Source organism: Bacillus cereus group sp. MG16, from assembly GCF_040459875.1.
Classification (GTDB): domain Bacteria; phylum Bacillota; class Bacilli; order Bacillales; family Bacillaceae_G; genus Bacillus_A; species Bacillus_A paranthracis.
Genome location: NZ_JARVHE010000001.1, coordinates 4,072,981 through 4,085,191, shown reverse-complemented (window position 1 = coordinate 4,085,191; position 12,211 = coordinate 4,072,981). Strand labels below are relative to the sequence as shown.

Below are 12,211 nucleotides of genomic sequence, written 5' to 3'. Positions count from 1 at the left end.
TTGAGAAAAACGGGGAGGTGCTTGACTATGGGACGTTATGTATTAAAACGTTTCGTGTACATGGCTTTGACATTATTTTTAATTACTACACTGACTTTCTTTTTAATGAAATTACTTCCGGGTTCTCCGCTTAAAAACCAGGAGAAGTTATCACCGGCACAAAAAGAAATCATTCTTGAAAAATATGGCTTAAATGATCCAGTACCAGTTCAATACGCACGTTACTTAGGTAACTTAGCAAAAGGGGATTTAGGGGTATCATTCCAATATGATAACCGTCCAGTAACAGACATGATTGTGGATCGCATTGGACCATCAGCACAACTTGGTTTACAAGCGATTATATTAGGAACATTTATTGGTTTAATTTTAGGAATCGTTGCGGCACTTCGTAACAATACGTGGGTCGATTATGGAGCAACAATTATTTCCGTACTCGGGATGTCGGTACCATCGTTCGTATTTGCCGCATTACTACAATATTTCGTAGGGGTAAAACTTGGATGGTTCCCAGTAGCATTCTGGAAAGGACCAGAGTTTACAGTAATGCCTACAATTGCTTTATCGATGGCAGTTATCGCAACAATCGCACGTTTCGCTCGTGCAGAGTTAATTGAAGTTATGCAAGCTGACTACATTTTAACAGCGAAAGCGAAAGGAATTAGCCAAGGCGTTATCATTATCAAACACGCCCTTCGTAACGCGTTAATTCCAGTTGTAACAATTTTAGGACCAATGGTTGCAGGGTTAATTACAGGTACATTAGTTATTGAGCAAATTTATGCTGTACCAGGACTAGGGGAACAGTTCGTTAAATCTATTACAGTGAATGACTATACAGTTATTATGGGAACTACAATTTTCTATAGTGCGATCTTCATCTTAGTTATTTTCATTGTTGATATTTTATACGGAATTATTGATCCTCGTATTCGTTTAGCGGGAGGGAAAAAATGATGAAAGATGTACAAAAATTATCTCCAGACTTATTTCAACAAGCTAATCAAAATAATGTGGATAATGAAGTCATTGCCCGTCCAAGCTTAACGTTTTGGCAAGATGTAAGAAGACGTTTGTTCCAACATAAAGGAGCAATGTTTGGTTTAGTTTTATTAACGCTTATTATCTTACTAGCAATCTTCGGACCGATGGTAAGTAAGCACTCGTATAAAGAGCAAGATTTAGGGCGTGCAAAATTGCCACCGAAAATTCCAGTTATTGAAAATGTTCATTGGTTACCATTTGACGGTACAGATCAATATGGTGTTGACCAATATGAAAAACGTGATATTAAAGAGTATTTCTGGTTTGGTACAGATGATCTTGGACGCGATTTATGGACAAGAACATGGGAAGGTACACGCGTATCATTATATATCGCTCTTTTAGCAGCAGCAATTGACTTAGTAATTGGGGTTGCATATGGAGGTATTTCAGCATTCTATGGCGGTAGAGTAGATAACATTATGCAACGTATTATGGAGATTATTAACGGTATTCCATACTTAATCATCGTTATTTTAATGGTAATCATTATGGGATCTGGTATATGGTCAATTACACTTGCAATGGCAATTACAGGTTGGATAGGGATGTCGCGTATCGTTCGTGGACAAATCTTAAAATTAAAAAACCAAGAATACGTATTAGCATCTCGTACATTAGGTGCAACAAATACACAATTAATTGTAAAACACTTAATCCCGAACGTAATGGGACCAATTATCGTAATGACAATGTTTACAATTCCAACAGCGGTGTTTGGTGAGGCGTTCTTAAGCTTCATCGGTTTAGGTATTCAGCCACCATTCGCATCACTTGGTTCTCTTGTAAATGACGGTTATAAATCAATTCAAACGTATCCGCATATGATGTTCATTCCTGCGGTTGTCATCAGTATATTAATTTTAGCGTTTAACTTAATGGCAGACGGATTACGCGATGCGTTAGATCCAAAAATGCGTAAGTAAAAGAGGGGAGAGGCAAAGATGAAAACATTGTTAGAGGTAAAAGATTTACAAGTCTCCTTTGATACACATGCAGGTGAAGTACAAGCTGTACGCGGCGTTACTTTTGATTTGAAAAAAGGGGAAACATTAGCGATTGTAGGAGAATCTGGTTCTGGGAAATCAGTTACTTCTAAAGCGTTAATGGGATTAATTCCGAATCCTCCTGGACGCATTAAAAATGGTGAAATCGTATTTGAAGGTCGTGACTTAACGAAATTAACAGAAAAAGAAATGCAGCAAGTACGTGGTAAAGATATCGCGATGATTTTCCAAGATCCAATGACATCATTAAACCCAACGATGACAATTGGAAATCAAATTATGGAAGGTCTTATTAAACACCAAGGAATGAGTAAAGCAGACGCACGTAAAGTTGCGTTGGAATTAATCGACCTTGTAGGTATTCCAAATCCAGAAGCTCGTTTAAAACAATATCCGCACCAATTCTCTGGTGGTATGAGACAGCGTGTAGTTATTGCGATGGCATTAGCTTGTAACCCAAAATTATTGATTGCCGATGAGCCGACAACAGCGCTAGACGTTACAATTCAGGCGCAAATTTTAGAGCTTATGAAGGACATTCAACAAAAAACAGAAGCAGCAATCATTTTCATTACGCATGACTTAGGTGTAGTGGCGAACGTTGCGGACCGCGTAGCAGTTATGTACGCTGGTAAAGTTGTTGAAATCGGAACTGTAGATGAAATTTTCTACAATCCAAAACATCCATATACTTGGGGCTTAATCGCATCTATGCCAAGTTTAGATGGTTCAGAAGAAGAGTTATATGCAATCCCTGGAACGCCTCCAGATTTATTGAAGCCGCCAAAGGGAGATGCTTTTGCACCACGTAACCCACAGGCACTGAAAATTGATTTTGAAATGGACCCACCTTTATTTAAAGTAAGTGATACACACTATGCGGCAACTTGGTTACTTCATGAGCAAGCTCCAGAAGTAAAACCGCCGGCAGTCGTTGAAAAACGTATTCTTCAAATGAAAGCAGGTGAACAACATGACTAAACAACGTGAGAAATTAATTGAAGTAAAAAATGTAAAGCAGCACTTCGACGTGAGTGGTGGTGTTGTCAAAGCGGTTAATGATATTTCATTTGATATTTACCGCGGAGAAACATTTGGTCTTGTAGGAGAATCGGGTTGTGGTAAATCAACAACTGGAAGAACGATCATTCGTTTATATGATGCAACTGCTGGTGAAGTATTGTTTGATGGTGAAAATGTACATGGTAAAAAATCACGCGCAGAACTGAAGAAATTCAACCGTAAAATGCAAATGATTTTCCAAGATCCATATGCATCATTAAACCCGCGTATGACAGTAGGGGATATTATTGCAGAAGGTATTGATATTCACGGATTAGCGAAAAACAAAAAAGAGCGTATGGACCGTGTGCATGAATTATTAAACACAGTTGGTTTAAATAAAGAGCACGCAAACCGTTTCCCGCATGAATTCTCAGGTGGACAACGTCAACGTATCGGTATCGCTCGTGCACTTGCTGTAGAACCTGAATTTATCATTGCCGATGAGCCAATCTCAGCACTTGACGTATCAATTCAGGCACAAGTTGTAAACTTACTGAAAAAGTTACAAAAAGAAAAAGGATTAACATACTTATTCATTGCCCATGATTTATCAATGGTAAAATACATTAGTGACCGCATTGGCGTAATGTATCGTGGTCAAATCGTTGAATTAACAACAAGTGATGAGTTATATGCAAATCCAATTCATCCATATACAAAATCACTATTATCAGCAATTCCACTTCCAGATCCAGATTATGAGCGCAATCGTAAACGTATCGTATACGATCCATCTCAGCACAATTATGGTAGTGAAGAACCGACAATGCGTGAAATTCGCCCAGGACATTTCGTATTATGTTCTGAAGCGGAGTATAAGAAATATAAAGAGATTTATCAATAATAAAAAATCCATTCTTCTATCACGGAAGAATGGATTTTTTATTATATAAAAGAGTTGTCAATATTTCTCGGTAAGTCGATATATTTAAAGAATCGCAGATATAAGTTGCCTATACTAATGACTACACCTTAATTAAACGAGTATTATTGTGCCTGAACAGAAACAATCTCCTCTTGTTCTTGAGGTTTAACAAGCGCATAACGCTCCCACGCTCTACTTTTCCAGCGGAAGAACATAATAATGGCACGTGTCCATTCATCAATAGCAATTGCTAGCCAAATACCAACGAGCCCCATATCTAAATGGAAGGCGAAAAAATAACCGAGTGGTAAACTCATTAACACCATAGAGAATGCGCCGATTAAAACTGGGTACTTTGCATCACCAGCTGCGCGAAGTGAATTGATGATGACGATGTTCATCGTACGCCCTGTTTCAAGTAGTACACTTAGTAAAAGAACGCTTGCACCTAACGCAATAATGTGCGGATTATCTGTAAATAGTCCCATTAATTGTGTGCGGAATGTAATAACGAGAGCAACCATACATAAAGTGACACCAATCGCCCACTTTACACTTTTCCATACACGTTCATATGCTTCATCTTTTTCACCACCGCCAACGAGGCGTCCGATAATAATTGCAGTTCCCATACCGATTGCAATAGCGAATAAATAAGTGAACATAGAGATGTTCGTAGCGTATTGTCTAGCCGCTAACGATTCCGTTCCTAAATATGTTGCATAGTATAAGAAGACAATTTGGCAAGCTTGATACATAACCTGTTCAAATGCAGATGGAATCCCAATCTTTAAAATTTTCCCGATGTATTCTTTTGATAAGGTGAAGTAGTATTGTAATTTCACACGGTACTCCATAACGCGGTACAGTAACCAGAAGAAAACGATAAGTGCGATTAGCCTGCTGGCAGCAGAAGAAATGGCAGCCCCTTGTACACCGAGTTCTGGGAAACCAAATTTCCCGAAAATGAGTACGTAGTTTCCAGCGATATGAATAATATTCATTCCAAGTGAAATAAACATTGCTTGCTTTGTGAAGCCATGTACGCGGATAATTGCGGCTAATGAATTAATAATAGCTTGAAGGAAAATAGCTCCTCCGACGATAGATAAATAGCTCTGTGCATACATAAGTACATCGCCTTGTAAGTTCATCGCCATCATCATATGTTTTGAAAATAAAAGAAAACCAGCACTTATAACGAGTCCGACCACTAAATTTAATGTGACGGCTAAAGCTGATATTTTAGATGCTTCCATAAAACGTTTGGAACCGAGGTATTGAGATACGACGATAGCTGCGCCGTTCCCGATGACTTCTAGTACCAAAATAGCGATATGGAGATATTGATTCGCTGCACCAACCCCAGATACAGCATCGTCTGATAATGCACTTAACATGAAAGTATCAGCGATCCCCATTAACATAAATAGAAAAACTTCTAGAAAAATAGGCCATGTTAATAAGAATAAACTTAATTTCTCAGTAGGCCTGTTTTTTGCCTGAATTGCTGTCATGTCCGTCCCCTCTTTACCGATATCTGTTTTTAGCAAAGTGTATCGTAACATACTTTCTTAACCTTTGCACTCATTTTAACCTACATATCTTTATTATGAAGGGAGAGCTATTTTATGATAAAAACAGAAGGATAATTATGCGTAAAGTATTATAAAATATAAAATTTGTTTTTATATAATAATTCAGAAAAATATAAAAATAATTATTTCTGACACTTCAGTAAGGGAAATCAGCAATATGAAACGTTTACAAAGGATTAAGTTTTAACAGAAAATTTTAATAAAATAGGAATATAAATATACAAAAAATATATTTGTGTGTATAATATGAATTGTTAGAACATATATATATTTCTTTTTGTTTGAAAATGAAAGGGCTAACATTTTTGTGGAGGGTGGAAATATGAAAAAAAAGATGCCAGTTTTTGTAGTATCAACAGTAGCAATGAGCATGATGTTAGGGGCATGTAGCTACCAAAAAGATGAGCCGCAAGCGAACGCAAAAGGGGATAGCGGGAAAAGCGGTGCGAAGCAAGTTATTAACTTAATTGAAACGCAAGAAATCCCAACGATGGATCCAGCGTTATCAGCTGATGCAGTTTCTTCAAGAGTAATGACTAATACGATGGAAGGCTTATACAGTTTAGGAAAAGATGATAAGCTAGTTCCTGGTGTAGCGAAGGAATTCAAAAAGTCAGAAGATGGTAAAAAATATACATTTACATTACGTGAAGACGCAAAATGGTCAAATGGTGAGCCTGTGACAGCGAAAGATTTCGTATACGCATGGCAAAGAGCGATTAACCCAGATACAGCTGCGAAATCAGCGTACATTATGTATGATATAAAAAATGCAGAGAAAATTAATAAAAAAGAGATGAGTCCGGACCAATTAGGGGTAAAGGCGATTGATGATTATACATTAGAAGTGGAATTAGACAATTCCATTCCATACCTTGTAGATTTAATGGTATATCCAATCTTCTATCCTGTGAATGAAAAGTTCGTGAAAGAGCAAGGTACGAAGTTTGGTTTGGAAGCGAATACAACACTTTATAACGGACCATTTACATTAAGTGATTGGCAACATGAACGTAGCTTTAAAATGACAAAGAGCCCGTCATATTGGGATAATAAAGAAGTGAAGATTGAGGAAGTAAACTTTAATATTGTTAAAGATACGTCTACACCAATTAATTTATATGAAACAAACGCAGTCGATCGAGCAACGTTATTAGCGGAGTTCATCGATAAATATAAAGGAAAACCAGATTTCCAAACAGTAGAAGATACATCTGTATTCTTCCTTCGTTTAAATCAAAAAGATCCAGCGTTAGCAAATAAAAATATTCGTAAAGCAATTTCACTTGCTTTTGAACGTAAACCGTTCGTTGATACATTATTAAATAACGGTTCTAAGCCAGCAACAGGATTAATTCCTGATAACTTCATTAAAGGACCGGATAAAAAGGACTTCCGTGCTGTAAATGGAGATATTGTAAAACCAAACGTGAAAGAAGCGAAGAAATATTGGGAAGCTGGTAAAAAAGAGCTTGGTAAAAATGAAATCGAATTAGAGTTATTAAACGAAGATGTTGAATTATCGAAGAAAACAGGGGAATATTTAAAAGGTGAGTTAGAAAAGAATTTACCAGGTTTAACAGTAAAAATTAAACAACAACCATTCGCACAAAAACTAAAATTAGAAGATGCGGGCGATTTCGTCATGTCATTCTCTGGATGGAGTGCAGACTTCCCAGATCCAATTACATATCTTGATATGTTTGTAACTGACGGATCACAAAATAAAATGAAATATTCTAATCCGAAATATGATGAGATCATCATGAAAGCAAAAAAAGATGGAAGCGATGTAAATGCTCGTTGGAAAAGCTTACTAGAAGCAGAGAAAATGTTACTTGATGACGCTGCGATTGTACCGGTATATCAACGTGGTAGAGCATACTTACAAAGAGATTCCATTAAAAATATGTACAACCATAAATATGGCGGCGATTTAAGCTTTAAATGGGCGTCAGTAGAGAAATAAGAAAAAAGCAGGTAATTGCCTGCTTTTTTTAATACGTACGTTTCTTATAAATACCTTTCCCACCAACCTTGTTCCAGCCGGATTGTACATCTAAACTTTTATTAACAAACTTCATCTTTTCTTTTCCGCCAAAGAGTTTTTCACCAATACTATTTGTAATGACGCCAATCAATGCTGTTATTCCGATGATGAGGGCAGCAACAGTGACAAAATCAATAAAAAAAGCAATCATTCGCAAATTCCCCCTTTGCCTGTCTGTATGTTTATTGTATGAGATAAAAGATAAAAAAGAAAGAAATGTCAGAAAAATGTTCGGTTTATTTTAGAAATCTTATAGACATGGATGCGAATGTTTGTTAAGATAAGAACAAATGTTCTTTGAAATTCTCACTTAGATAGTCTTACATTTCTTAATTGATTTATCAGGAAAAGGTAAGAAAACGTTCTCTTTTTCATAGGGAAGATTATGAGAAAATAACTATATATCACATGGAAAATCTATGAAAAGCAAGTGTTAAGAGGATTGAAGGTTATTGTTAAAGAACAGTTGATTTAAGTGTGATCATGTTACATAGCAGTGGAATACACGGAAGAGTTTTCTCAATTAGAAGGAAATTTACTGTATATTTCTTGCAAAATCTATTGTATAATGATTATAGAAGTTACTTATTAAAAGTAATTGTTGTTTACTAAAAGTTGTTGCTTACATGAAAAGCAATTTTTGCACTTTGTTTTAAGACAAGGTATCGCGAAAAATTGCTGAATTTAGAAATTTAAACTGTAATTAGTACAGAATTTGTACTCTTTAAGGAGAGTGAGCTTTGTATGGTAACATTATATAGTTCTCCAAGCTGTACGTCTTGTAGAAAGGCGAAATTATGGCTAGAGGAAAATCATATTCCTTATACAGAACGTAATATTTTCTCAGATCCGTTAACGATTGAGGAAATTAAAGAGATTTTACGTATGACAGAAAGCGGAACGGATGAGATTATTTCTACTCGTTCGAAAGTTTTCCAAGAATTAAATGTAAACTTAGAGTCTTTACCACTTCAAGATTTATATAAGATGATTCGTGACTATCCAGGGATTTTACGTCGTCCAATTATGATTGACGAGAAACGCCTTCAAGTAGGTTACAATGAAGACGAAATCCGCCGTTTCTTACCACGTACAGTAAGAACGTTCCAATTACGTGAAGCACAGCGTCTTGTAAATTAATTATAATAATATGAAAACCTTCTACCTATTATATAGTAGAAGGTTTTTTTTAATGTTTCAAATTTCGTAATCGAACTCGTTGAACGATAAAGCCGATGCATAAGATGGTGAAAATAAATAAGTAAGGAATGCCTGCAGTGAAACTTGGGTTGTTATGAAAAAAGGTTGCAAGTCTGTCTTCATGTGTGACCATTTTTCCTGCTGTATAAGCGAGAATTGCTGCCCCGCAATAAATGAGGAATGGAAAGCGTTCCATAAGTATTAAAATGAGTTTGCTGCCCCAAATAATAATCGGGATAGAAATGAGTAAACCGATTATTACGAGTAAAAATCTTCCGTGAGCTGCCCCTGCAATGGCGATAACGTTGTCAAATCCCATAACAAGGTCCGCGAATACAATTGTACGCACAGCTTGAAATAAAGTTGTTTTTCCTTGAATAGAAGAAAGATCGTTGCTATTATCAGTTAGTAAATTTACTGCAATGAATGTAAGTAAAATGCCCCCGATAAGCTGCAGAAATGGAATGTCGAGCAAATAGACAGCTAGTATAGTAAGGATAATTCTTAGTACGATTGCTAAAAGAGTACCGATCAAAATAGCTTTATTTCGTTTCGATTCAGGTAAATTTCGGCTAGCTAGTGCGATGACAATTGCGTTGTCACCACCTAATACAACATCGATACCGACAATCATTAGTACAGATGTTAAAAACTCTAAGTCCATTCGTCTGCCTCCATTTATGATGTTTTAATAAGCGAACTATATGTATGTGGTGAAAAGGACTAAAGCATCTTCTCTAATAAAAGTTTCACTTTATTACAGTGTACGGGGGAAGATGGAAATGTATGTCCAAATTTTTTATAAGTGAGGCATCGCGACAATGATATATTTGTGTATACCATTGAATGAAGATAGGTATATAACTATTTTTGTAAAATAAATCGATTTTATTTCCATTCTGGAGAATCTTATCATAAAATGAGAGTACAAGAATCTATTGATTTGTCATATGAGTGGGGAATCCCTTCATAACAATTCTAAGCAGGAAGGGAGAGTTGTATTTTGGATATTGAAAGAATTAATGATCATACGATGAAATTTTTTATTACGTACATTGATATAGAGGACAGAGGCTTTAATCGTGAGGAAATTTGGTATGACCGCGAAAGAAGCGAAGAGCTCTTTTGGGAAATGATGGACGAAGCTCGTGATCATGACGATTTCTTTATTGATGGGCCGTTATGGATTCAAGTGCAAGCAGTCGATAAAGGGATTGAAGTACTTGTAACGAAAGCAGAACTTTCAAAGGATGGACAAAAGCTAGAACTACCAATAGGTGTAGATAAAATTATAGACATTCCTCTAGATGAAGGTATTGAATCATTATTCCAGCAAGAATTAGTGGAAGAGGTAGAGGAACAAGCAGGTACAAACTTTAACGAAGATGGTACGTTTGGCTTTTTAATTAAGTTTAATGATTTTGAAGATGTCATTTCATTAAGTCATCGTCTTATCTTTGAAGATATAAAAGATGAGCTGTATTCATTTGAGGACCGCTATTATGTATATGTGGAATTCGATGAAGTGCTACATGATGAAGAAGAAATTGATCGCATTTTAAGCATTGTTTTAGAATACGGGGAAGAATCAACTTTAACAATTCATCGTGTAAGTGAGTATGGGAAACAAATTGTGAAAGAGCATGCGCTTGAAACAATTCGCAATAATTTTCCTGCTAAAACGTAGGCCGATTTCTGTAGTATGAAATCGGCTTTTTATATGAAGAATAGGAAAGCTTTCTTAGTAAGGAGGTAAGAGATGAAAAATACGTTAAAGTTGATTTTCTTTGTTTTACTATTGTTCGCATTATTTGTGGCATTACGTATGTTTATTGATGTAGCGTTTTATTCGGATGTAATTGGGATAAAAGATGTTTCGATTTTAGGTATTATTAGTATTTTATTTACGGTATCTGCATTTTTAATTGGTTGCGTTATTTTCTTAGAGAACCGCCATCCGTCAAAAACACTTACATGGCTCATTGTGTTAGGGATTTTTCCGGTATTTGGATTCTTCGCTTATTTATTATTCGGGCAGAACTTTCGGAGGAAGAGAATGTTCCAAAAGAAGGCGTTGCTGGATGAACAAGCGTTTTTACAATATAAGGGGCATGAAGATTACGAAGAACGGATTTTGCGCAATCATAAGCATCAAGAGCTGTTATTTCGTTTAGCGGATCGCTTAGGCGCTTTAAATATTTCATTTCAAACTGAAACGAGAACATTAACAAATGGAGATGAAACGTTTCAGGCTATTTTAGATGGATTAAAACGAGCGAAACATCACATTCATATGGAATATTACATTGTGCGTGATGATAAACTTGGAACAGAAATTAAAGATATTTTAATACAAAAATCAAAAGAAGGCGTAGTCGTTCGTTTTTTATATGATGCGGTTGGAAGTTTTAAATTATCAAAATCGTATATTGAAGAATTAAACGATGCAGGTGTCGAAATGATTCCGTTCTTCCCTGTGCGCTTTCCGATTTTAAACGATAAGATTAATTATCGAAATCACCGAAAAATCGTTATTATTGATGGGAATGAAGGATTTGTAGGTGGATTAAATATTGGTGATGAATATTTAGGAAAGGATAAGTACTTCGGCTTTTGGCGAGACACGCATTTATATTTGCGTGGGGAAGCTGTGCAAAGTTTGCAGCTTATTTTCCTTCAAGATTGGTTTTATATGACTGGTGAGGCTGTGCTGGCCCCTGAATATTTACAAGCGAAAGCAGTTGAGGGGGAGCATTGGGGCGGCGTGCAGCTCGTTGCAGGTGGGCCGGATAATAAATGGGAAACAATTAAACATTTATATTTTGCCATGATTGCTTCTGCGCGGAAATCCATTTGGATTGCAACGCCGTATTTCATTCCGGATGATGATATTTTATCCGCATTAAAAGTAGCAGCACTTGCTGGTATTGATGTTCGGTTGTTAATGCCGAGTAAGCCTGATAAGCGAACTGTCTTTTACGCATCGAGATCGTACTTCCCAGAGCTTTTAGATGCAGGGGTAAAGATATATGAATACGAAAAAGGTTTTCTCCATAGTAAAGTTGTCATTGTCGATTCTGATTTAGCTTCAATTGGGACAGCGAATATGGATATGAGAAGTTTTCATTTGAACTTTGAAGTAAATGCCTTTTTATATGATACAGATAGCATTCGAAAGCTTGTTCAAGATTTTAAAGACGATTTAGAAGAATCCAGTGAAATTCACGTCGATCGTTTTCATAAAAGGCGTCTTCATAGACGAATTGTTGAATCAACGTATCGGTTATTATCGCCTTTATTATAAAAAGAGATGTCCAAAATTGGGACATCTCTTTTTTAAAAGGAATTTGTAATAAATTGTAGAATATAAGGAGCTGAAAGG

General features: G+C 36.2%; 11 protein-coding genes. 8 read left to right on the top strand and 3 right to left on the bottom strand.

Annotation, left to right across the window (positions count from 1 at the left end):
* The first annotated feature begins 27 nt into the window (after nt 1-27).
* Genes opp3b through QCI73_RS21210 form a run of 4 tightly spaced genes read left to right on the top strand, consistent with a single transcriptional unit; the run spans nt 28 to nt 3,960 of the window.
* Nucleotides 28-957, top strand: a complete 930-nt coding sequence (opp3b, locus tag QCI73_RS21225; protein WP_000534165.1) for an oligopeptide ABC transporter permease — start codon at nt 28-30, stop codon at nt 955-957.
* Nucleotides 954-1,970: an oligopeptide ABC transporter permease gene (gene opp3C, locus QCI73_RS21220; RefSeq protein ID WP_000974101.1), complete on the top strand. Its 1,017-nt coding sequence runs from the start codon at nt 954-956 to the stop codon at nt 1,968-1,970. Before opp3b ends, opp3C begins: the two co-directional genes overlap by 4 nt.
* A gap of 18 nt (nt 1,971-1,988) precedes the next feature.
* Entirely contained in the window at nt 1,989-3,032 is a 1,044-nt protein-coding gene (locus QCI73_RS21215) for an ABC transporter ATP-binding protein (protein WP_000854346.1), read from the top strand.
* A complete protein-coding gene (locus QCI73_RS21210; protein ID WP_000166346.1) occupies nt 3,025-3,960 on the top strand; it encodes an ABC transporter ATP-binding protein in 936 nt (311 codons plus the stop codon). Before QCI73_RS21215 ends, QCI73_RS21210 begins: the two co-directional genes overlap by 8 nt.
* A gap of 143 nt (nt 3,961-4,103) precedes the next feature.
* Here the strand turns inward: QCI73_RS21210 and QCI73_RS21205 are convergent, their stop codons facing one another.
* Nucleotides 4,104-5,549: an MATE family efflux transporter gene (locus QCI73_RS21205; RefSeq protein ID WP_327923511.1), complete on the bottom strand. Its 1,446-nt coding sequence runs from the start codon at nt 5,547-5,549 to the stop codon at nt 4,104-4,106.
* Nucleotides 5,550-5,901: 352 nt separating this feature from the next.
* On the opposite strand from QCI73_RS21205, the gene QCI73_RS21200 reads away from it, so the two are divergent.
* A complete protein-coding gene (locus QCI73_RS21200) occupies nt 5,902-7,548 on the top strand; it encodes a peptide ABC transporter substrate-binding protein (RefSeq protein ID WP_044792722.1) in 1,647 nt (548 codons plus the stop codon).
* Nucleotides 7,549-7,576: 28 nt separating this feature from the next.
* On the opposite strand, the gene QCI73_RS21195 is transcribed toward QCI73_RS21200, so the two are convergent.
* Nucleotides 7,577-7,780, bottom strand: coding sequence for a hypothetical protein (locus tag QCI73_RS21195; RefSeq protein WP_000559977.1), 204 nt, complete (start codon nt 7,778-7,780; stop codon nt 7,577-7,579).
* A 593-nt stretch (nt 7,781-8,373) separates the two neighbouring features.
* Between QCI73_RS21195 and spx the strand changes: the two genes are divergently transcribed.
* Nucleotides 8,374-8,769 (top strand): transcriptional regulator Spx, encoded by a 396-nt coding sequence (spx, locus tag QCI73_RS21190; protein WP_000258267.1) that lies wholly within the window; start codon nt 8,374-8,376, stop codon nt 8,767-8,769.
* Between the two features lie 49 nt (nt 8,770-8,818).
* On the opposite strand, the gene QCI73_RS21185 is transcribed toward spx, so the two are convergent.
* Nucleotides 8,819-9,493: a TerC family protein gene (locus tag QCI73_RS21185; RefSeq protein ID WP_000362601.1), complete on the bottom strand. Its 675-nt coding sequence runs from the start codon at nt 9,491-9,493 to the stop codon at nt 8,819-8,821.
* A gap of 339 nt (nt 9,494-9,832) precedes the next feature.
* Here QCI73_RS21185 and mecA point away from each other — a divergent pair, with 339 nt between their 5' ends.
* Both mecA and QCI73_RS21175 read left to right on the top strand, forming a co-directional pair.
* Nucleotides 9,833-10,516, top strand: coding sequence for an adaptor protein MecA (mecA, locus tag QCI73_RS21180; protein WP_000350710.1), 684 nt, complete (start codon nt 9,833-9,835; stop codon nt 10,514-10,516).
* 72 nt (nt 10,517-10,588) lie between these two features.
* Nucleotides 10,589-12,133 carry a cardiolipin synthase gene (locus tag QCI73_RS21175; protein WP_353823682.1) on the top strand — a complete coding sequence of 515 codons (1,545 nt, stop codon included), beginning with the start codon at nt 10,589-10,591 and terminating at the stop codon, nt 12,131-12,133.
* Nucleotides 12,134-12,211 lie beyond the last annotated feature (78 nt).